Annotated in this window: 16 protein-coding genes; 10 read left to right on the top strand and 6 right to left on the bottom strand. The window is 54.1% G+C overall.

The window, feature by feature from the left end; all coding sequences use genetic code 11:
* Positions 1 to 1296: 1296 nt before the first annotated feature.
* On the bottom strand, positions 1297 to 2031 hold the full coding sequence (locus tag GOB94_RS14320) for an SDR family oxidoreductase (protein WP_182276552.1): 735 nt from the start codon (positions 2029 to 2031) through the stop codon (positions 1297 to 1299).
* A gap of 122 nt (positions 2032 to 2153) precedes the next feature.
* On the opposite strand from GOB94_RS14320, the gene GOB94_RS14325 reads away from it, so the two are divergent.
* Positions 2154 to 3116: an AraC family transcriptional regulator gene (locus GOB94_RS14325; RefSeq protein WP_182276553.1), complete on the top strand. Its 963-nt coding sequence runs from the start codon at positions 2154 to 2156 to the stop codon at positions 3114 to 3116.
* A 184-nt stretch (positions 3117 to 3300) separates the two neighbouring features.
* On the opposite strand, the gene GOB94_RS14330 is transcribed toward GOB94_RS14325, so the two are convergent.
* Positions 3301 to 4980, bottom strand: coding sequence for a DUF1488 family protein (locus tag GOB94_RS14330; protein WP_182276554.1), 1680 nt, complete (start codon positions 4978 to 4980; stop codon positions 3301 to 3303).
* A gap of 212 nt (positions 4981 to 5192) precedes the next feature.
* On the opposite strand from GOB94_RS14330, the gene GOB94_RS14335 reads away from it, so the two are divergent.
* From GOB94_RS14335 to GOB94_RS14345, 3 genes are all read left to right on the top strand, one after another.
* Positions 5193 to 5510, top strand: a complete 318-nt coding sequence (locus tag GOB94_RS14335) for a helix-turn-helix transcriptional regulator (RefSeq protein WP_182276555.1) — start codon at positions 5193 to 5195, stop codon at positions 5508 to 5510.
* Positions 5488 to 6735: a type II toxin-antitoxin system HipA family toxin gene (locus GOB94_RS14340; protein WP_182276556.1), complete on the top strand. Its 1248-nt coding sequence runs from the start codon at positions 5488 to 5490 to the stop codon at positions 6733 to 6735. Before GOB94_RS14335 ends, GOB94_RS14340 begins: the two co-directional genes overlap by 23 nt.
* 394 nt (positions 6736 to 7129) lie before the next feature.
* On the top strand, positions 7130 to 7846 hold the full coding sequence (locus tag GOB94_RS14345) for a toll/interleukin-1 receptor domain-containing protein (protein WP_182276557.1): 717 nt from the start codon (positions 7130 to 7132) through the stop codon (positions 7844 to 7846).
* 879 nt (positions 7847 to 8725) lie between these two features.
* Here GOB94_RS14345 and GOB94_RS14355 read toward each other — a convergent pair.
* The 4 genes from GOB94_RS14355 to GOB94_RS14370 all read right to left on the bottom strand — a co-directional run bounded on the left by GOB94_RS14355 (position 8726) and on the right by GOB94_RS14370 (position 13145).
* Complete coding sequence (locus GOB94_RS14355; protein ID WP_182276559.1) at positions 8726 to 9736, bottom strand: tyrosine-type recombinase/integrase; 1011 nt, start codon at positions 9734 to 9736, stop codon at positions 8726 to 8728.
* A 768-nt stretch (positions 9737 to 10504) separates the two neighbouring features.
* Positions 10505 to 11794, bottom strand: a complete 1290-nt coding sequence (locus GOB94_RS14360) for an RHS repeat-associated core domain-containing protein (RefSeq protein ID WP_220464937.1) — start codon at positions 11792 to 11794, stop codon at positions 10505 to 10507.
* Between the two features lie 491 nt (positions 11795 to 12285).
* On the bottom strand, positions 12286 to 12726 hold the full coding sequence (locus GOB94_RS14365; protein ID WP_220464938.1) for an RES family NAD+ phosphorylase: 441 nt from the start codon (positions 12724 to 12726) through the stop codon (positions 12286 to 12288).
* Positions 12726 to 13145, bottom strand: a complete 420-nt coding sequence (locus tag GOB94_RS14370) for an antitoxin Xre/MbcA/ParS toxin-binding domain-containing protein (RefSeq protein WP_182276561.1) — start codon at positions 13143 to 13145, stop codon at positions 12726 to 12728. The genes GOB94_RS14365 and GOB94_RS14370 overlap by 1 nt, the downstream gene beginning before the upstream one ends.
* Before the next feature lie 1155 nt (positions 13146 to 14300).
* On the opposite strand from GOB94_RS14370, the gene GOB94_RS14375 reads away from it, so the two are divergent.
* From GOB94_RS14375 to GOB94_RS14400, 6 genes are all read left to right on the top strand, one after another.
* Complete coding sequence (locus tag GOB94_RS14375) at positions 14301 to 17033, top strand: TonB-dependent receptor (RefSeq protein WP_182276562.1); 2733 nt, start codon at positions 14301 to 14303, stop codon at positions 17031 to 17033.
* A gap of 47 nt (positions 17034 to 17080) precedes the next feature.
* Positions 17081 to 18196, top strand: a complete 1116-nt coding sequence (locus GOB94_RS14380) for a histidine kinase (RefSeq protein ID WP_182276563.1) — start codon at positions 17081 to 17083, stop codon at positions 18194 to 18196.
* A gap of 11 nt (positions 18197 to 18207) precedes the next feature.
* Positions 18208 to 18966, top strand: a complete 759-nt coding sequence (locus GOB94_RS14385; protein ID WP_255483993.1) for a LytTR family DNA-binding domain-containing protein — start codon at positions 18208 to 18210, stop codon at positions 18964 to 18966.
* A gap of 227 nt (positions 18967 to 19193) precedes the next feature.
* Positions 19194 to 19739 carry a site-specific integrase gene (locus tag GOB94_RS14390; RefSeq protein WP_182276565.1) on the top strand — a complete coding sequence of 182 codons (546 nt, stop codon included), beginning with the start codon at positions 19194 to 19196 and terminating at the stop codon, positions 19737 to 19739.
* Positions 19740 to 20376: 637 nt separating this feature from the next.
* Complete coding sequence (locus GOB94_RS14395) at positions 20377 to 21834, top strand: sulfatase-like hydrolase/transferase (RefSeq protein ID WP_182276566.1); 1458 nt, start codon at positions 20377 to 20379, stop codon at positions 21832 to 21834.
* Positions 21834 to 22883 (top strand): formylglycine-generating enzyme family protein, encoded by a 1050-nt coding sequence (locus tag GOB94_RS14400; protein ID WP_182276567.1) that lies wholly within the window; start codon positions 21834 to 21836, stop codon positions 22881 to 22883. Before GOB94_RS14395 ends, GOB94_RS14400 begins: the two co-directional genes overlap by 1 nt.
* Positions 22884 to 23125 lie beyond the last annotated feature (242 nt).

Here is a 23125-nt window from a genome sequence, read left to right on the forward strand (position 1 = left end):
TATTCTCAGCATTGGTTCCCCTCACGGGCATTATTTCCCAGCGGCAGCTCTCGGGCCGTTCGTTACTTCGTCGCCAACGCCTTCCGTAGCAATCACCCCGGAGACCTCCATGACGCTTGCTGCCGACACCGTCGTTGCAATCGATATCAGCGGAGGAAAAGACAGTCAGGCCTGCGCCATCCGGATAATAACGTACCTCGAAAGAGATCGGACACGGAGGGCCAAGCGTTCTTATCCACTCCGCTCTCATCGCCGATCAGAACGTAACGCAGCCTATCGTGGTGCATCGCTCCAGTGATCTCCGCATGGCTCGTCGAATATGAAGCCTGATGCGCTCCATTCGTCGGAACTACCTTCCAGTGCTCCCGGAAGAGAACATTGAATCTGAAGTGCGACTATGCGAATGCTTATCCGGATGATTTTTGTACGCCTATCACAGTGAAGCCGCCCTTCCGGGCGGCTTTGAACCTTGGGCTTTTGGTTGGCGTTACAATTCGTCCCAGCTGGTAGATTATTCAGCAATCCCGATAGTTCTAATTCGGTGAACCAGAACTAAAGGGCCATATAGCCGTCAGATCTCAGGTGATGCCTGGCGCTTTTCCTCATTGCGAGGTCTGCGCGGATACCAGTAACGGTAAACCAAGCCTGAACACAGCTTAGCAATTTAGAGAATGTATGTAAAGAAAGAATCCCGCTAGGATGGAATATAAGCGGAGATGCAAGTGCCTGTGCCAGATGCGCCCGGATCGCAAGAAATTTAACAATGAAACAGTTTACCGCCAATCAGTTGTAACACCCTCTCGCAAAGGCCAAATGCCCCACCTTGAAATGACGGTTAATCGGATTCGTCCCGCAAAAAACACTTGCAAAATTGGCATATTAATCATGCAGCCTAAGTACTGATTTTGACGAAATAATGCCAGCATCAACTGACGCATGAACAGAAGTTGCGCAGATCAGAATTGAGCTTTCTCCCTGATGAGATCTATCTCCGAGATCGCTTGCTGGCAGGCAAGGCCCCCGAAACAGATGAGCCACCTGCCCTTGCGAGCGAATTGGGGAACATCCCCAGCATTTGAATTGGATTCCGGTTCTCTCAGCCGAATAGGAATTAGTAACGGGAAACATCGTTCTGGGAAGTTATCCACTACCCTGCATAGCTCTCCATGAGTGCATTACTCTGAAATCGACAGTTGCTGGCCTAACCGGCTGGATGGCTAGATACTGGCCGATATGTCGATACCAATCGGATCTCGATGAGTGCATTCGTTATGCACTCACTGAGATCCACTGATATCAGATGGCCGAGAAGCCGCCGTCGACATTCAACTCCATACCGTTCACGAAGCTCGAATCGTCTGAAGCAAGAAACAGTGCGACCGTCGCGATCTCCTCAGGTCGCCCCATCGTTCCCCGCGGGATCAGGGATTCGAACATCTGCTTCGCCTCCTTGGTGAGAACCTGGTCCTGCATCGGCGTGGCAATCGGCCCTGGATGCAGGACGTTCACCCGGATATTTCTGCCCTTCAGTTCGTTGAGCCACCCGCGCGCGAATGCGTGCAGCGTCGCCTTGCTCGCCGCATACACGCTGTAACTAGGAAAACCTTTGAGCGATGCGACGGACCCAGTCATGAAGATCGATCCGCCATCGTTGAACAGCGGCAACGCTTTCTGAACCGTAAACAGCGTTCCACGCACATTCAGGTCGAAGATCGTATCGAAGTGCTGCTCGGTAATCTCGCCCAACGGTGCGGCCTCGCCCCAGCCAGCGCTCGCATACAGGACGTCGATCTTGCCCTTTTCGCGCTTGACCGTATCGAACAGACGGTCGAGATCATCGAGATTGGCTGCGTCCCCTTGCACGCCGGTCACGTTCCGGCCAATCTCCTTGACGGCCTCATCAAGCACCGCTTGCCTCCGCCCCGTGATGAAAACGTAGGCACCTTCTTCAACAAAACGCTTGGCGCTCGCCAGCGCCAAGCCGCTCGATCCTCCCGTGACGACTGCGACCTTACCCTCAAGCTTTCCCATACTTACTCCTGCGGTTAGATGTGTGTAGCATTCCGTACAGGAGAGTAGAGTTCTTTCGTGGTGGACGAGAACTGCTCGTAAGTCCTAATGTTTTGTCCATTCGTCCAAACTGGGAGGCTGTATTGGATCCAATAACCGACATCTTCAAAACGATGCACGTCACCGCTTTCGGTCAGCACAGGCTGGAGGCAACAGCCCCATGGGGTTTAATTCAAGGAAAGCGGGCCGAAGAAGCCACGCCCTCCGATAGAAAGAGTGGTCCCACAGACCTGGCGCACTTCGCCATGCTCTCGCGCGGCAGCTGCTGGCTCAGTGTGGAAGGAACTCCAGAGCCAATTCCCCTCACCGGTGGCGATTGCTTTTTTCTGGCCCGGGGAACGTCCTTTGTCTTACGCGACAGCTTGCAAACACGTCCTATGAAGAGTTTCAGCGAAGTCGCGTCCAGGGATGGCAGTAACGTCGCTCACTACGGAGCAGGCGGCGCACCCACAACTATCGTTTGTGGCTCCCTGAGCTTCGATCGCGCCAGCCTCAAGCCCATCACCCAGCTATTGCCGAGCTTCATGCTTATCAAGGCCGATGTGGCCCACACGCTTGCACTCCACACCACCATGCAGGCGCTAGCGTTAGAAATGGCGGAACAGGCGCCCGGATCGGAAGTTGTGGCAACGCGACTCGCCGAGGTCCTCTTTATCCAGGCACTCCGCGCGCTTATTGCATCCCAGCCGGAACACAATAACGGATGGCTTCGTGCCATCTTCGATCCTCAAATCGGCACCGCTCTGAATGCCGTTCACAACAATGTGAATACCCCTTGGACGGTCGAATCCATGGCCACAGCAGCAGGCATGTCCCGTTCCGCATTCGCAGCACGTTTTAAAGAACTGCTCAGACAAACACCGCTGGAATACGTAACCGAATGGCGCATGCAGAAGGCGATGCAGTTTCTTCAACAGCGCGATAAGAAGCTCATCGACGTTGCCCGATCAGTCGGCTATGAGTCCGACGCCGCGTTCAGCAAAGCATTCAAGCGAGTCGTCGGATCCAACCCCGGCGAATACCAGAAACGTAGTTTTGGAGACTAGAGGGAAAGGGGCGGGTTTGAGAACCGCATCTTCCAGCAGAGGCTCCAAATTTACAATTTTGGAATTTATTCAGATACCCCACTCAAAAGTCAGGTAAAGCGCAGGCTGCCCCAAGAGAGTCAGCGAGATGTCATTAAGCACGATGACATCTCGCTTGATCATCCTTATCAGAGCGTACGTCTTCTTAATAGGGAATATCTGCTGTGCGTATCAGGACGGTTCCGTCTGTTTCGATGCGACCGGAAAGATATTTTTGCCGTGCGAGATTCTCAATGGCCTCACGGTTTTCTCGAAAAACTCGGATCTGATTTTTGCCGTCGCCGTGAAAATGATCATGTAGCGCTTCTTCGCTGATGACGCACCGTATGCGATCTGTTCGATCCTGCCCCCAGAACACGACTGCATCCCGATTGAAGTCGTATCGTTCTTCGGGGGCCGTGAAGACCAATTCCTTGTGTTCCCACGCGGTCTGCCACACCGCGAACTCACTGGGGCGAACCTGAAGGCGAGCAAAATTTCCCTCATGCAGATTGAGGAGATCAGACTCGGCCGTTTCCCTGAATCTGCCTCGCTCATCCGCGGAAATATTGTCCTGCACCCACTGCGCGATATAGGAAGCTGCCTCTTTCCTGTCCATATGTCGCCGCACCACATCGCCCACCAGTTGACGCAGTGCCTCCCGATACCTCTGCCTGAATGGATCGGGATCGCCCAAGGATTGCCGCACCGCTGCGTAGCGCTCGGCTGAGCGCTCGTAGGTCCAGATGAAGACATCTTTGAGCAGGTCTACTTTGTTCAACTCATAGACTCCCAGAATGGCTTCCGTGTAGGTCGAGCGCGGAACGTCAGTGAACGACAATGGCGATAGATTCTCCTTGATGAAGGGAATATTCGCAGCCAGGCGGGATACGCGTTTATTCACGTCGTCGAAGGGTTGAAGGTACGGCAGTTGCACCATGGCGAAGAAGGATTGTTCGAACGGATCACGAATCGCTTGCGCAGTTGCTAGCACCTGATTGAAGCACTCCTCGATCAACTGCGGGACTTCGAGAGGATGAAAGACGGACTTTTCAATGCCGACCGCAATGCGACGTAGACGTCCAGAAGCTGCCTCGTCCGGCAAGAGATTCTGCGCCAAAATTCCATGGAGGTTCAGAATCGTATAGCGGTTAAAACCTATCTCATCGGCCGCACTCACAAGAAATGCGATGGCATCCTTGTGATTGAGAATCATCTGGGCTTCTAGTCTGTTCTGCCCCTGCGTCTCTTCGCCGAATTCAATCAGACGCCGAGTATCGAGCAAGGAATAGGTATTGCCTTCGAGTCGGCTGGAATTCCACGACAGGTCGATGAGCAGGCGGTTAAGAATCTGTTTGGCATACGTCCCAGCGGCTTCGACCTCGGTCGTCGTTTTGCCTACTTCCGCCAGATGTTCCCGTTCTTTGGGCGTGAGATAAAAACTTGTGTTGGGTCTGTAGCCGTCGAGAAACTGACGGTTGTACCCAACCGCCTTTCTGGCAGAGGAGGGTTGTCGTAGATACTCACGGTTTTTTTCACTTCCGGCGGAAAGAGGCACGACCGCCTCATCCGACTTTGCCTGTTCCGGCTGCACTTGCCGGCCGGGGGCGGCTTCTGGTTCCTCTAGTACCTTCGGAAGCCGGTATCGCGCAGCCCTCCCTTTGCCGTCCTGAGTTAGCTTTCCTTCCTCCACGAGGCGTTTCAGCCAACGCTGTAGAGTTCGCTGAGGAATCTCCTTCAGAGCGTCGGCAATTTGACCACTCTGTGCGCCATCTGCGCTTTGCCGTATGAAGTCCACGACAGCCGCGAGGTTCTCTGCGATCTCATCACCACGGCGGTTCGCCATATTCGCCTCTCGCCTAATTGGCGCGAATTCAACTATCGCGCCAATTAAAGCACAAATCGCGCCATTAGTAAAGAATCGTGCCAATTAAAGTGGTTAGAGTGGCGTGATTTTGGTCGATTTCCAGGTAGCCAATAAGAGTGGTATCGATTTGTGCAGTCTCGAGATTTATGGGTCGTATATGTTTTATGATATGTTTCTTGTGGACATATCGTATGGCATATATTCAGGATCAAATCCGGCGGGCTCGTGAGGCTAGGAACTTTACCCAGGGTGACCTGGGGAAGCGTATCGGCCAACCGCAAAGCTCCGTTTCCAGAATCGAACGCGGCGGCGACCTCCGCGTGTCCACTTTACAGGAGATGGCGCGCGTTTTAGACCTCGAACCTATGCTCATTCCCAAGCGTCTTGTGCCAGCAGTGCGAGCACTGATCGAACATGCAGCCGATGGAGGCCATTCAAAAGTGCCTGCCAAAAGCAGCCCCTCTCTAGTAGGAGGAGTGCCGGAAGATGCCGACGAAGAAAGCTACTAGCGCCAGTCGGCCTTCCGTCCTAGAAGTACGTCTCTCGGGGACCGTTGTTGGCACGATTACGAATCTGCCCAACGATCAGAATCTTTTTGTTTTCGATGCGGCCTATATCGCCGATGAGAACCGGCCTGTTCTGAGCTTGAGTTTTTATGACGCATTCCGGGAACTCCGAACCGACGTTCGGCCAGTGACGCTCCGTCTGCCTCCGTTTTTTTCCAATCTTCTGCCGGAAGGACAGCTGCGGCAATATATTGCCGAGCATGGCGATGTGAACGCGCAAAGAGAGTTTTTTCTGCTATGGCTTCTCGGCAATGACCTGCCGGGGGCAGTCACCGTTCAAGACATCGAAGGCCGCGCACTTCCGCCGGCTCAGGGCACTCCCACCGAAGCTCGCACGAAGGTCGGCAAGGATGTCCTGCGATTTTCACTCGCCGGTGTCCAGTTGAAGCTCTCGGCGGTCGGCAATCCGAACCGGCAACTCTCTATCCCTGCTTCTAGGCAGGGCAAACACTGGATCGTAAAACTGCCGTCTGCGACATATCCAAACCTGCCCGAAAACGAATACTCCATGATGCAGTTCGCGCGCGAAGTAGGCATACAGGTGCCCGAGGTGGGCCTGCTCCCTATGGACCGGATTGATGGCGTTCCAGAACAATGGCGACAGTTGAAGGGGAATGCCTATTACATTAGGCGATTTGATCGCGGCGCGAAGGGAAAGCGCATCCATATCGAGGATTTCAACCAGATATATGAGCAGTTTGCCGAAGCCAAATATAAGAACTACAGCTATACCAATATGGCCGCCGATCTATGGCGTCTGACGGATGAGACACAGTTCACCGAGTTCGTCCGAAGGCTCATCTTCAATGCAGTCATCGGAAACAATGACATGCACTTGCAGAACTGGTCCCTCATCTACCCCGACGGCCACACGCCACAACTCGCCCCGGCCTACGATTTCGTGTCTACCGTGCGCTACATCGCAGATGATCGCCTGGCCTTGTCTATCGCCAAAGAGAAGACCATCAGCCGATTGGATTGGGAATTGCTGGAACGGTTTGCACAAAAAGCACAGGTTCCAAGTAAGCTCGTGCTCGAAACCGCCCGCGAGACCATAGAGAGAATCATGGCACTCTGGCCTACACTTCAGAAAGAGTTCCCGCTGGATCAGAAGACCCGCCGTCAGATAACAGCTCACATGAAATCGGTTCCCCTTCTGGCGCGGTGAGCCTTCCGATATTCAACCTGCAATCGTATTGCACCATTTCACCGAAGATCCGACGTCAGGGCTATGGTGAGACATCTGGTCCGATATTGCAGACGCCATCTGCAATAAGACGTTCAATCCTCTTCTTTCTGAAGTGGAGTGGTAGGCTCCCTGCGTCCTAGTGATACGAGCCTAAAAATGTTCGATATCGGCTCTGACACGTGGGCGTGGCCTGAGTACCTCTTTTCGATGATCGGACTGCCCCAAAGTCAACAGTTGAAGTCTGACGTTGCCGCCGATAAATAAGCCGACTTGTGAAGACTGATCTCCCAGAAATCGCACGCAAGAATCATTTATTCGTTCACTCCCATAAACTGGGATAGCGGCCGTAGCTGCCCGCCTTGGAGGAACGACGATGCATGACGCTTTCATCTCGTATGCGTTCGAAGACAATGACTTTGCGTCGGACATCGCCTATGGTCTCAAAGCGAATGGTTTGTCCGTATGGTTCGCACCGATCTCGCTCGGCGTAGGAGATAAGCTCCTAGATTCTGTAGAGGGAGGCATCCAGAAGGCACGTACAGGGGTTCTGATCCTCAGCCCAGCCTATCTCGCGAAAGGCTGGACGACCTATGAGATGGATATCCTAGTACGCCAACATATCGAAAAAAAGAAAAAGATACTGCCCATATGGCGCAACGTCTCAAAGGAAGAAGTAGAAAGTCGACATGCCGGACTTAGCGGCATCTTCGCCTTGACGCAGATGGACCCGATGGAACGGGTACTTTCAAAATTGGTCGAGGCGATGTCTGACGGCGCACGCGTACGCGGAGTAATTCCTTCCTATGAGGACCCTGCCCGTCGCTTCTTGGTAGGGCTTGGAGAAGTGAATTTGCAAAGCACTGAAGGGCCAGCGACGTCCATTTTCAAATTTCTCATTCACACGAAGGATGAAGACTACCCACTCTGGTTGGCGGGAAGAACTTATTCAAAAGAAGATCTGCTGCTCCAAGTCGCTCAACTCCTCGGTCCCGATCCGGAACGGGCTAAACAACGGATAGGGGAAGATGGATACAAAAAACTCTGGAAGATGTGCGTCGAGCACGACCTAGACCCTGGCCACTTTTACTGAGGGAAATACCCGCAATCAACAACCGTTGCTCTGACTTCTCGTTGGGTCACTTCCGGGAAGCGCCGTTCACGGAAGTGACGCATCTGAACTGTGTGCATGATCGCCGAGTCACTCATCGAATCATAAATCCGGCCCTATGTGATTGCGTTGATCGGATGGCTTCGACTTTGAGGCTTCCAGCACATCGTTACCCAACGGGAAAAACATCAACGCCTTGTAGTCCGCTTCCCCGTTGAGTGGGCGAAAAATTAGGCCTGCTAGAAGGTCGCCTTCAAAATGAATGACGTTGAAAGCTCCCCGGCGGATGATCCGCTTAAGGCATTCAGTCCTCTTCTCCAGAGTGGAGTGGTAGGCTCCCTCAGCCCCCGACCTTGGGACTCGGTTGCACAATTTTTGATGCAATTAGGTGATACGAAGTGATACGAAAATCTTGCAAAAATTTGTCCATTGGTGAGAAAATTCGGAACTGAAGGGTATGCCGAAGAATTCTGGCAAACCCTTCAAATTGAGTGCTTTTGCAGCTAAATCTCACAAAGAAAACGGCATAGCGATCACTGGTGCAGGAGCCTTCGAATCCCTCCGCCCCGACCATTCAAATCAATGACTTATAGCTTTGCTCAAGACGCCTGCACTCTGATTGTGTGGGAATTTGTGGTTACCCTTGTGCCCACTCAAGGGTAACGCTGGGTTGATTAGGCGACGTGGCTGATTGTTTCCATAGCTTCGACCGCAGCTCGCTTTGCCTTCGAACGAATGTGGCTGTACCTCTCCAGCATTTTCCGGCTCAAATGACCGGCAATCGCAAGAATGGTCGAATCCGAGGTCTGGGTCTCGGACAGGTTCGTGAGGAAGTGATGCCGGAGATCGTGCAGACGGCATTCAGCACCGGCCCGCCTCTTGGCCGTGTTCCACGCTCTCTTCCACGACCCTAGCGGCTTGCTGAGATCGAGTTTGAGGGGAGTCATCACACCTTGCTTTGCAGACCCCCCTCCCTTTGAATGCAAGCTTTTCGCTGGGGAAGATGTAGTCCACCGGCTTCGCCTTTGGCCAGCGAGCCTTCCATGCGGTGAATGCCTCCATCGCAGTCTTATTGAGCGGGATGATTCGCCCCTTGTCTCCCTCCGTTTTCGACTTGCCTACCTGAAACTCTTCCTGCACAAAATTCACCTGCTTCCAGCGCGCGCGGCGAAGTTCGGCACTGCGGAGACCGGTGTTGCAATAGATCACAATGGCCGGATAAAGGCTGGGCTGGTTGCTCCGAAAGCATGCTTCGAGCAGCTGGTATGCTTCCTTCGGTTCAAGAGCCCGACCGATCTCTTCATTCTCGGGAAGCATGTGCACGTCGTCTTCGATCGTGCTCCAGAGCTTGTTCCGTTTCAGAATCAAGTGGAGCGTCGCGATCTCTATGTTGATCGTGCGGTTTGATGCCCCTTCTCTTTTCCTTTTGCTCTGGTACTTGCTGATGGCGCTGTGCGTGATTTCACCCAACAGCCTGGTTTTGAAAACGAGATCAAGGTGGTTCAGGCTTGTGTGATGAATCGTGAGATATGACTTTGACCAGCGCGCCTCATTTGCAGCAATCCACTCTGCGGAGGCGATCGAAAACCTCTTGGGGCGTTCGATGGCGGTGATTCCGTTGACAGATTCTTCGATACTGCGCCTGCGAGCGCGTTCGGCTTTGATGGCGAGGTTTTTGTTTGCGGTAAATGTGGATTCGCGTACGCGGATGCCGCGCACGACAAACTCCATCCACCAGACCCCACCTCTCTTGTAAAGACTCACATTGAATGTCCTTTCTTGATCTTCTCTTCGCTGCCAAAAGCGGATACCATTGGCATCGTCGGTGGCCGAGGGCGGCAGCGCGAACGGGAATGCATCCGAGGATGGCATAACTGCTCCTGTTCCCGCCCCCTTCTGTTTGAAGGTGCGGATGAAACGGCCCGTAAATTTCCCAGGGTCGAATGGTATTCCCAATGGGGACTGCGTTCTCGCTCAAGCTGCAAAATCGTCAATTGGTACGGAAGAAGAGCAGTACGCGCCGCGCCGGGAGAATGGCTGGCGATCACTTCGTGCCGTCCCCGCCGCGGCGATAAGGCGTATGAGCGGTCGTTCTTCGATGCATTCCGCTTTGTGATGCTGCTAGCAGCTATCCGCTTCGGGATCATCTCGGAAGTGCAGTGACCGGCAGGTGTGAATACATTTTTGTATAGGCAAATCTGGAACTCAAACCGCGCGTATATCTACGTGTAATACTGCACGCATTCATACGCGCAGGTTCGCGCAACGCCACCCTTGTGCAAGTGCTATCTTCTTATGGTCAGTCCAGAATTGAGCCCACACTGCACAACGATGTGAAAAACTCTGCTTGCACAGCGTATTGCATCTCATAGCATTCTTGATACTTACGCGTTGTTCAGGCGAGAGCTTCGTTGCGTGCTCAGTCGTGAGAGTAGTCGAGTCCGGGGGATACGAACTTCGGAGGAGCCAGATGCAGGAAGGCCATGACCCTATTTCGGAAGGTGTACGAAACCCCACGCTCATTACCCCACGCTCATTCCGTTGTGGATCGGAGTCCTCGAAGCGACTGAAGGGCTTCACCGCTTCGAGCACCTCACTCTTGCTAGAACTGCCTACCTTCACACCCAAACGCCAATGCGATCATCGCTGCAGCATCTGATCGGCTGGGTTATACGTCGGACTCTTTGAGACTGTAAAGAACCTATACGTGTCGAGGCTGGAACCTCCTATGTCGTCATAGAAGATGCCAGTATTTGCCTTGTATCCGTGCCCTGGAGTCACATAATCTGAATCGCCTACTTGCTGTCCTCCAAGGACACCTGAGGTCTGGTGTTCATACACATAAAGACCTTCTGATCCAGCGCCAGATAGAGAGTACTGACAAGTATGGTTGCTGCCGCCACAGCTACCTGCAACTGGGCTCACATTAAGACCTTTGTCGGCTGGCTGACTTCCTCCATACTTCTGCATGTTTCCCTTCGCGTGAGCTTCAGCGGCCGATTTACTTCTCTGCGTGGAGTTCTGTTGTTGGGCCGTTGCGGACGCCGGAGGAGGGGGTGGCGGAGCTACATTATTTCCGGTACTGGCGGCGGCCTGTTGCGACTCGGCTTCAACATTTGCAAGGAAAGTCAGCAAGCCATAGCCGCCATGCATCAGCTGACTCGCGAGTATCGGCAGGCAATTGGCATCACCTCCGGCTGAGCCACAGTGCCCGACTGGCTCCTGAGGCGCGCTAATACTAGCCTGAGCACCATCGTGCCCATCGGCATCCACTCTATTGACGGGTCCGTTTTCGACATAGCTGTACAGGTTCAATGTCTGCGGATCACCGAACTTGGCATATGGCACTGTGATCGGCTTAGCATCCCAATCCGGCGTCATAAACCGTCCCAGTGCGCTTTCATAATAGCGCGCGCCGAAGTCATCCAACCCAGTCTCGGGGTCGCGCTCCTTGCCGCTGAACTTATAGTTGTTACCGGTGTCATTTTGCGAGATGATCCGCTCGACCCCATAGGGAAAGAAGAGCGATTCGTTCAGCACATCGCCTATCGAATCCGTTACCAACGCCGTCGATCCGACATTATCGGTCACATAGTATCTCGGCGGCGTAAATCCAGAGCCGCATCCAGGGTTGGCGTCCTCTCTTGCAATCCGTTGCCCGTTGAAGAAAATGTATCTACTCAGGCTCGCCCCCTGTTGGTTGGTCTCCGTCAACGCGGTTGAACCCACTCCCTTCCAATAGAGTTTGCTCCCACCCTTAACCACGCGCTCACCCATGCCATCATAGGTATATGCAGTACCGCTCCCATTAATCAAGCGCCCTTCCGCATCGTAGGTATACCCAACCCCGTTCTCCTGAATGACGTCCCCAGCCGCATCGTAACTCGCAGACGACAGTTGGTTTCGATTGTTGGTGGTCGACGCCGACATCGCCTCTCCCTGACACAATATCGAAGTCTTCGCCGTTAGGTTTCCCCATGCATCAACCGAATAGTTGCTTGCCCAGTCATGCGTACCGCCGGACATCATCGTGCAATCCGTACCTGTTGTTCCAGCCGACATGAGTCGATTCAAAGTATCGTAACCGTAGTTCACGCTACCATTCGGGCGATTTAAGCTCAAGCCATCCAAGCCATCCTGGACCCCATAGAGGTTCCCGTTATCTCCTGTCCCCGCGTGAAAGTTGTAGGTCCTGCTAAACAGCGTATTTGTGGTGCTCAATTGCTCGGCGGTCGTGCTTAGTGGTTGTAGCCGTGCATTGTATGTGTCCGTAAGCTGGATGTTCGACCCTAGCTGCCATACCCTGCATCGATCTAAACTCAGAGGTCGCTGCGCTACACTAACTCCTCACTGGTACAAAACATCGGGCAATCCAATTTCAATCGGAGGTTGCAAGACGCAGCCGCTGGACGGCCATTCGATCACCGCTTGATGCGGGTATCGAATGGGTACGTCAGAGTGTCCACAATCCTAAAATGGGCAGCGGCTGCATGCAGCGGGTTGAAGAGAAAGTTTGATGTCTGAGGCACGATTGCACTTGGAACCCGCAGCAGTACGGCCGCATTGCTGCGCAGCCACTGTGTTCCCAGGTTACGGGTGGTCTCCAAATTATTTTGCCAACTCACTGGAAGATCACTCTCCACGATGGCGATGATCTCCAAGGTGGGCCCCTCGATCTTGAGTAGCGTGAAGTCAGGCGGGATATCGTTGGCAGAAGTATGGACGCAAACTTCCAAAAGAGCCGCTGATGGGCTCTCGGCAAGATATACGATAGGTTGACCTGGGTTGTGCCAGCGTCCGTCCGCTTTGAGACCGCCGATTCCACTGAGATCAAGATGACGGCTAATACGCCAGAGAATCATCAGAGGAACATACCCTCGTCGATCTGCACCAGAAGTTCTTCTACAATTCGACTCCCGGTGTCGGTCTGTAGAAGCGATAAGGGTGCACGGTCACCGAGGCGTGCATTCGGTCGACGCAACCAAGCGAGTGCGCGCTCCCGACTTCCGTACACTGCCTCGGCGGATGAGACGATGCGGATGAGACGCAATACTCGATCAGACTCGACCATTGTAAGTTTTTCGCGCCGGGAGCGTCGATGTTGCAGTGTTCGTGAAGGAATGACAGTCTCATCGATTTCAGTCTGCTTAAGCCCAAGCGAAGCAAGCCTCTTGATGACAGATGTCGCCAATCGGCCTTCTACAATCCGAAGGATCTCTGTTTCCGAAGACGGCGGTTGTAGCCCCAGCCAATTGCCAATCTGAACATTCGCAGCATTCATCACAATTCACCTAACTACATTATGCCATGTTTTGTGCGGCAAAATGTAAAACCGCCGGAAAGCTCAATTCTAAAGCCAGCACTCACTCCCGCCGGCTTTAGTGGATTGATGCTGAGGGGTGTTGTCTGTTCGCGGCCTCAAGGTTTGCACAGTAAGACGGACGGCCCACCCTCCCGCAAAAGCTGCAATTCTCTCGCCGTGCCAAAGTTGTGGACGATGTTGCGCATGTCAATGCAACCCCGCACAAACGCGCGATATTCAGCTTCAGACGCAAACCCATATCGATTGGACGCTTGCTCGTGATGACGAGCCGCGCCTTGATGGCCGCATATCGTGAGGGCGATGTGTTTACATCTAAAGGTACGAAGAGCCACAATCACAGGCATGGAATCCAACAGGACATGCAATCAACGACGGAGTAGCTCCGAATAACAGCTGACAAAGCATGCGGGCTGCAGTGAGCTCTATCAACAATCAAACCAAAACATACACAGAACAGAACCTCGGTCTGCGACGACTCTGCGGTACATGCACGAATGATACCTCGACGAACTGAGGTGGAAGAGGCTGCCGAACCGCTCGCTCGAGGCGGCAGAACGTAGCTGCGAAAACAGGCAAAAAATAGGGAGATCAGTGCGCTAAAGTCGGAAGTAGCAGTCTGGAAGGGGTATTGACAGCTTGTGGCTCAATGCATCCCTGCTCGCAAGCCACTTATTATCATGTAGATGCCTTGGATCGGGGTAAAAGGCCGTTTCTCTACTTGCCTCTCTACTTGATTAGCCTATGAGTTCCATAAAGAGTACGTTTTGGCAATTCGCCTCGATCTCACGCCGTGACTCTCAGAAAGTCGCTTCAGCAAATGACGCCTTCGGCGCGACCCACTTTAATTGAGTGCAAATACCACGATTTCAAGAGGCGGTGTGAGGGGGCTTTGCTTGTTGGATATCCTACGCAGACTCAATAACCGCATAATCGCCGAGTCACTTATAGATACATGATCGGTACGCGAAAGTCGACCTATCGTCAGTAATCTACCTCTTCGAGATCCTGTATTCGACCGAGCATGCTGTTCGTTCACCGCCATATCCAATCGCTGATTGCAAATCTGGCGAAAAATGAGTTTGCATCTGGGATTCTCATCCCGGAGCGCAAATCATGTATCGATCCTGGATCTCTGTCTGCTTGTTCTTACCGGCAATCCTGACGGCTCAACAGCCTTGCCCGACCGGAGTTCGTGTCGAAGGCGATGTCTTAGACCCTTCCGGAGCCATGGTCCCGGCAGCCAGGATCAAAGCAGCGAATAGGGTCTCCAGCGTCTCTGACCAGATGGGAAGGTTTGTCCTGCAGTGTATTCCGGCAGGCAGTGCAATCGAGGTAAGCGCAACAGGCTTCAATACCGCGTCGGCGACGGCAACAGGCGCGGTTGGAGAGGTCGTGCATGTCACAGTAACGTTGTCGCTCGCGAACATCGATAGCGTCATTCAAGTCGACGCCGATACTGCTGCACTCGACGATACAAACGGCGCGGGCACAATCTCATTGAACACGAAAGAGATTGAACAACTCCCCGACGATCCCGACGATCTGCTGGCCGAGCTACAGATGATGGCCGCAAGTTCGGGAGGGGACCCCTCAACGGTAGTCATCACCGTCAACGGGTTCCAAAACGCGAGCGCCATGCCACCTAAAGCTTCGATAGCATCCATCCGGATCAATCCTGACATCTTTTCGTCGGAGTACCAGGCGCCTCAATGGCACGGCGGCCGCATTGAGATCACCACGAAACCGGGTGCGGATATCTTTCATGGCGCGTTGTTCTTTACCGACAGCAACCCAGCCTTTAACGCTCGAGACCCGTTCTCTCTAACATCGACTCCCGCGGGAAAGCATCGCTACGGAGTTGAGTTGACAGGGCCAATACGTCACAACAGGGCCGACTTCGCGATGGCCCTGGAGAAGCGTGATATAGACGAGTTCAACGTCGTGAACGCTATCACACTCGACAGCAACTTCAACCAGGTGCCTCTGCATGACGCAGTCGAGGCCCTCCAACATCTATGGATCGGTTCTCTGAGCGCTAATTGGCAGATGACCCCAAAAGACACCGCAACGCTCGCCTTTTCCTCGAATGTAAATAGCCTCGGCAATCAAGGTATCGGCGGCCTCACTCTTTCGACAGCCGGCTACTCCAACCTGATAAGCGAATACGATCTACGGTTTAACAACACGCAAACGCTCTCCGCGAACCTACTCCATGAAACGCGCGTTGGCTACAGTTGGAAACGCAACGAGGAGACGCCGAACTCCACGGAACCATCCGTCCAGGTCGCGGGCTACTTTACTGACGGAGGTTCCATGGGGCAGGATCTCAATACTCGCGAGCGAGACCTTGAGATTGATGACAGCCTGATGTTGACCCGCGGCAAACACACTCTCAAGGTCGGCGCCCAGTCGCTCGGCATCTTCGAGCATAACTACTATCCCAGCAACTTCAACGGAACGTTTGTCTTCGGCGGTGGAAGCGCGCCCGTATTGGATGCCAGCAACAATCCCACGGGGCAAACAACCACCATTACCGCAGCGGAACAGTATCGGCGTGCGCAACTGTCGCTTCCCGGAGGCACCCCGACAACGTATCAGATTACAACGGGCAACCCTCTAGTCTCATTCACGCAATGGCATCTCGGGCTCTTTGCGCAGGACACGATCAAAGTCGAACCAAACCTAACGCTCGATGCCGGTCTGCGATATCAACTCCAGACCACTCCAGCCAGTTTCGCCGACTTTCTAGCACGTTTAGGCCTCTCCTGGTCTCCGGACAAGAAGCAGCGTTGGGTATTTCATCTACGCGGCGGCCTATTCAGTGGACCCACCAGCTTGAGCATCATGACGGATGTTGCGCGTTTGGGGAGTGGCCGTCAACAGGAGATGCTTATCTACTCTCCTCGTTACACGGCTCCGCTCACACCTGTCGCGGGGTCGACTCAAATCAACACAATTTACAACCTCTTTCCGCACTTTCGTCAGGACCCGGCGTATCAAGGTAGCGCCGTGGTTGAGCATGATCTTCCCTGCCACTGGCACCTCGAAGCCGACTACAACCTGGGCGGAGAGTGGAACAATATCCGGGAGATCAACATCAACGCGCCTGAAGTCGCCAGTAGCACGGGTGTGGCTCCAGACCCAATGACAGCCTTGTCCGCACCGCGGCCAGGACCGCCCAATGTGAACATCTACCAGTACCAGGACTACGGACATGCACGCGGCTGGTGGATCGCATCCACGCTCACTCAACACAGTTCGAAGTGGCTGAACTCCCAGATCGTATATTGGTACGTCGACTTCAGAGCGAACTCCATGACCCCACAATCGACATACAGCTCCCAAGGCGAGTCAGCACGGCCTGACTGGATGCGGCGTGACGGTCTCTCCGTCAACGAAGTCATTACACTGCCCCGCAGGATTGAGTTTTCCAGCTACTTCAACTGGCAGCCCGGGACCCCTTACAACATCACCACCGGCACGGACGCGAACGGCGATGGCACGTTCAATGATCGTCCCTCGTTCGCCACGGTACCAGGTGCCGGCGTATACAGCACGCGCTACGGTCTGCTCACGACGAATACTGTCAACGGGGACGTCCCCTACAATCTGGGACGTCTGCCTCAAATAATCCAGTTCTCGGCGAATCTCAGCAAGGCCTTCCAGCTCAACCGTGCGAACAAAGATAGCCCGCGTCTCCTTACCTTCAATGTCCGTGCAGCCAACGTGTTGAATCAGACCCGCGTCACGGCGGTAGGCACGGTCGTGTCCTCGCCGACCCATGGTCAGGCACTTACGGCGGAAGAAGCGCGTCGCGTCGAACTTGGCGCCAGGTTCTCTTTTTGAGTTACAAGGCCAGGCGTACGCTATGTTAGGGACGAGAGGGGAGCACTTTGGCGAAACTTGATAGTCCGGGCATTGGAAGCTCTACCCTTCATGGCCGTGGCGTCCTCGCCGTCACGGCAGCGGCCGTAATTCTTGCCGGAATCACCGCAAGCGGTTGCCATGCATATTTTTCGACGCATAACATCCAGGTCTCCGTTATCCCGTCTATCGTCTTTGGGCTTGTGATGTGGCTTTGGTGGGGAGTGCTTGCATGGTTGTTTTGGCTCAACGCGCGTCGTCATCCGAATAGCCTTAGGTTTTCCGCCCAGACAATCATCCTGCAGCTATGCGTTGGCAGCGTCGTCAGCTTCATACATCTGCACGCAATTCAACTCAGCCTCCATGTCGGCTATGCGTGGCCAGGATGGCAGGAAGCCTATGCGGGGCTCAATTACATTACCCTCGCGCGCTTCGGGATGGACCTGCTGACCTATTTCTTCGTCTTTGCTATCTCCGCCACACTTCACCTGCAATCGCAGCGTCAGCTTGACGCGATACAGCGGCTCGAACTGGAGCGCCAGCTATCCCAGGCCCAACTCAAAGCCCTGCAGATGCAGATGGAGCCTCACTTTCTGTTCAACACGCTGAACGCCATCAAGAGCCTGGTCATCCAGGGTAGAAATCAGGAAGCGAATCGCACGCTCACGCATCTGGACGCAATCCTCCGTATGACCCTGCAGCGCCGGGCCCCCGAGAAAGTTCCGTTTACCGAAGAGTTGTACATTGTCGAAAGCTACCTTGCGATTCAGCAGGTTCGCTTTGCTGACAGGCTGACCGTTCGCATTGAGGCCACCGACGACGCCAGGCGATGTATCGTTCCTTCTTTCATCCTGCAGCCCCTGGTTGAGAACGCAGTTCAGCACGGGATTGCTCCTTCTGAGGCTGGCGGCATCATCGAAACCTCTGCAGAGCGCATAGGCAATGATCTATGGCTCCGAGTCCGCGACAATGGGTTGGGGATACATGCACCATCCAGCGGTGGCCACGGCATCGGTATCCAGAATACGAGAGAACGCCTCTCCCACTTCTATCCGGGCGCGCACACTCTCACGGCGGGCCCGCTTCCTTCCGGCGGTTACGAGGTAACCATACAAATCCCCTACGAACAGGCTGTGTCGGCATGACTCTTCGGACCGTGATTGTTGACGACGAAGTCCTCGCACGAGATCTGCTTCGGACCCTGCTTGCCAGCCATCACGACATCGAAATCGTGGCCGAGTGTCGCAACGGAGCAGAGGCTATCGACTATCTGCGATCACGTCCTGTCGACCTGCTATTTCTGGATGTAGAGATGCCAAAGATGGATGGCTTTGACGTTGTTCGTCAGGTTGGACTGATCCATCTCCCGCCAATCGTTTTCACTACGGCATTTCATGAATACGCCGTCCGTGCCTTTGAAATACAAGCGGTCGACTATCTGACCAAACCTATTGATGAAACCCGCTTCCAACTGGCGCTGACGCGTGTTCGAGAAAAGATTGCAGCGAAGGACGCACTGCTCTCACCTGAACAGTTGGCGGGACTGCTCGAACATCTGCAAGAGGCGAAAGCCCCTCTGAACACCTCTCCTGATCGTTTGCTCGTCAGGGACGGAGAGCGGGAGATCCTGTTGCCCGTAGAGCACATCGACTGGATCGAGGCAGCTGAATATTACTGCTGTCTTCATGTGGGAAGCCGCTCCTACATGCTTCGTGAAACCATTTCTGATCTCGAGCAGCGACTGGACCGTCATAAGTTTCTCCGAATTCACCGCTCAACGATTGTGCGAATCGATCAGATCAAAGAGATCTTTCGAGAAGGACAATCGGAGGGGTCCGTCGTCCTCCAATCGGGCTGCACCCTTCGGATGAGCCGGCGCGGAAGGCAGCGCCTTGCAGAATACGGTAGCCTCTGAACGTACCAAACTGAGAGTATCGCTCGGGTGCGGCCTTCACGGGAATCGGGGAACGAAATCCGATGATCTTAGGATTGTGGGGGGATTTGTGGGGACCCGCGTGTCCCTTCAGAGGTAAAGTCACGGAAGACCTGACCAGCCAAGGGTAAGTGCATAATGCCTGAAACCCCCGTCCTTACTGGTGCTTGACCAACCGAGGGATCTCCCGGGTAAAGCTGGCTAAATCATTGAAATTTCAGGCCGTCTGCTTTGGGAGCAGAGGGTCGGGGAGGCGAATCTCTCCGCCTCTACCATCAAACCTTTTCCTTGCCAAGCAGGAAGTTTCGATTTACGAAGAAGAGGAACTGTCGAAGCTCCATGCCGTCTGCTCGCCATATCACAGCACGCTCTACGACTTCTTTCTGATGAGCGGCTTTCGTGAGCAGGAAGCCATGCACGTCACCTGGAACAATGTCCGCTTCAACGCCAACATCATCGAGATGCGCTGGAAGCCCCAGTTCAACTGGACACCGAAGGCCTATAAAGAACGGGAAGTTCCTGTGCCAGACGAGTTACTGAAGATGCTGGAAGCCCATCGCAGGTCCTTACCCGCAGTGCGATCATCAGCTCAGCCTCTGGTCTTCAGCACAGCTAACCGCACGCGCGACAAACACATACTGCACGCTCTCAATCGAAATGCTAAGAAAGCCAAATTGAATCCGATGAGTCCTGGAAGTATTCAGGAACCGCTATCGATGTCTCAATGGGCGATTTGCCCTGTTGGCAACAGCTGACGTTTCAGGCTCAAGAGGCTTTTCCGTGCGCTGTCTACTGCATGTACGTGGATGTTGGTCGAAATTGACTTCGATTGCTGCGCACTGTATTCTGCTGGACAGCAGGCACATGATTATCAGCCATGGTCAACAACTCGAGATAGCCCGCCCGAGCTTTATGTCCGGCGTTCCCCTCACGGAGTGTTGTTCTTGTTGCCACTAAGCTCCCTCCATTTTCAATTCTTGTAAATCCATTTGAACGATAGGCTGCGCCTGCGTGTCTTCCTGATTCGCGACAGACCTATCCTTCCTTTTCGATCTATTTAGGTGGCGCTGTGCGCTGGTTCAAAGCGGCTATTGTGATGATCTTCATTCTTTCCCCTCTTGCCATCGGTGTGGGCACGGTGTCCCAGACTGTGCAGGTGACGGGACCCGCCTATCGCAGAGCGGACCTCTCGCTCTTTCGTGAACTTCCTTTGAAGGAGCAGCTACGGCTGCAGCTTCAATGGAGGCCTTCAGTATCACCAATACCCCGAATTTCTCAGCGCCGGGTAGCTTAACATTTACCTCGCCGTCCGGCTTCGCCTCCATCACCAGCACGCGCGACAGCTCACGGCAATTGCAATTTGCGGAGAAACTCTTCTGGTAGGAGATCTAAATGTCACAAAGAATTGAAGGGCGCAGATCGTTTCTTAAAGGCTCAATCGCAGCGGCGGCAGCCGCAGTCGCGCCGGCGATCTCTAGTGCAGAGAAGACTCACGCCGGTTCGCCCGGACCGGCAACACGGCCGAATATCATCATTTACCATTCGGATCAGTTTCGTTGGGACTTTGTTGGCGCCAACGGGCGCAACGGCTCGACGAATACGCCGAACATCGACGCGCTTGCGGCGCGGGGCAAGAATTTCAGTCACACCGTCACGAATCAACCCGTCTGTGCCCCATCGCGTTCGGTGCTTTTCACCAGCCGTTATGCCACGGAAACAGGAGTGTGGCATAACGGCCTCGCGCTGGATAAATCACTGCCGACACTTGCCACGGAGCTGCACAAAGCGGGTTACAGCGCAAACTACATTGGCAAATGGCATCTTGCGCTGGAGAATCCAAAAATCGGGGGCAGTCCCGGACCAGTGAAGCTCGAAGACCGCGGCGGATTTGTCGATTTGTGGGAAGTAGCGAACGCAATCGAAAATACCTCGCATCCTTACGAAGGCACAATATGGGACCGCGACAATCAGCCCATTGCGTTCAAAGACGAATATCGTGTCGACTTTCTGACGGACCGAGCTGAGCGATTTCTTCGCCAGAAGCAGGAAAAGCCTTTTTTACTGGTCATTTCGCAACTGGAACCACACCAGCAGAACGATGCGCATCGGCCGGTAGCTCCGAATGGCGTGGCGAAACGTTATGTCAACTCGACAGTTCCCGAAGATCTGCGCGCCTTGCCCGGAACATGGCAGGACCAATTGCCTGACTACTACGGCTGCATCGAGGCCATTGATGCATCGGTCGGGCGCGTCCGGCGCATCCTGGAGGAAGAGCACCTTGCGGACAACACTATCTTTGTCTTCATGAGCGATCACGGTTGCCACTTTATGACGCGCAACCAGGAGTACAAGCGCAGCACACACAATAGCTCCATTCGTGTTCCGCTCATCATCGATGGCCCGGGCTTCCGCGGCTCGCAGCAAATTCCCGAGCTCGTCGGCATCATTGATATAGCTCCCACGTTATTGGAGGCCGCCGGCGTTCCGGTACCGGACTCATGGAAAGGCCGCAGTCTGCTGTCTCTGGTCAACGATCCTGAAGCGCGGCAGAACTGGCCGAATCAGCAACTGATCCAGATCAGCGAGTCTATGACAGGCCGCGCTCTTCGCACCAAGGATTGGACCTATTGCGTGGCGGATCTGACCGGCAATACCAAAGAGCCGGCCGCTGCCTCGTATCATGAATACCAGTTCTATGATCAGCGCGCCGACCCGCATGAACTGGTCAATCTCGCAGGCAGAAAGGAGTATCGGGCAAAGGCCGACGAGTTGCGCGAGCAGTTGAAGAAACTGCTGACCGCTGCCGGAGAGCCGGAGCCGGAGATCGTGCCTGCGAGACTCTATCCGTGATGAACAACGAGAATCCATCCAATCTGTCCCATACGGGCAATAGCGAGCAATGCAAGGATGTGGGGAAACCTGCATCCTGCTGCGCGCCGCGTTCTTCTCATCTGCCGACCATTACACCCGCGTGTCCTGTAGCCGCAATTACGAGGCACACGCCAAAGCCATCCGCTCTGTCCAATCGCAAGATGGTCTCGCTGCCCGGCGACACATTTCTCATGGGGACCGATTATCCGCATGGCTTTCTGAAAGATGGGGAAGGCCCGATAAGACAAGTATCGCTTTCGCCCTTCGAAATCGATATCTATCCGGTCACGAACGAGGATTTTGTCCGTTTTGTGGATACAACTGGCTATCGCACGGAAGCCGAGGCATTCGGTTGGTCGTTTGTCTTCTGGTCACACATCCCGCCGGAGCGCTTTGAAGAGCTTGTCGAAAATACTGCCGCGCAGACGCCTTGGTGGTGCAAAGTTCCCGGCGCATCCTGGAAACAGCCGGAAGGGCCAGGATCGAGTGTAGAAAGTAGACTGAAGCATCCCGTGGTCCACGTCTCCTGGAATGATGCTGCTTCTTATGCCGCGTGGGCCGGTAAATCGCTTCCCACGGAAGCGCAATGGGAATACGCTGCTCGCGGTGGGCTGCATCAGAAGCTCTATTCGTGGGGCGATGAGCTCACTCCCGGTGGAAAGCATCTGTGCAATATATGGCAGGGACAGTTTCCGCTGGAAGACACCGCCGAAGATGGCTATGCTGGCACCTGTCCCGTCGATGCCTTTCCACCTAACGGCTATGGTATCTATTCGGCAACAGGGAATGTCTGGGAGTGGTGCAGCGACTGGTTCGATACTGAGTTTCGCACTTCGCCGATGCTGCACGATCCGGCAGGGCCCCCTACCGGAGCAGCAAGAGCGATGAAGGGAGGCTCCTTTCTTTGCCATGCCTCCTATTGCAACCGGTATCGAGTCGCCGCGCGGACATCCAATACTCCCGACAGCTCAGCGTCCAACATCGGATTTCGTTGTGCCAAAGCCCTGTCTTCTTCCTCAGGAAACTAAGGCAAAGGGAATTATATGTGGACGATTGGACAGCTCATTCAACAGTTAGGAGAGGAATAGAAAAGTAGTAACGAGGCACCAAAAACCGGCATATCTCGGCTTGCCAAAGACGTGGCAGGGATAAGAGAGGGCACGGGGAACATAAGAGCTTTCGTTCAAATGCTATGCGTGCCGACAATTAGCAAGACAGGTTCTAGGCCGGCAGATGGTAGAGGTGTGTGGCTGTCTGCCAGGGACTAAGC

Source organism: Granulicella sp. 5B5, from assembly GCF_014083945.1.
In the GTDB taxonomy this organism is placed as follows: Bacteria; Acidobacteriota; Terriglobia; order Terriglobales; family Acidobacteriaceae; genus Granulicella.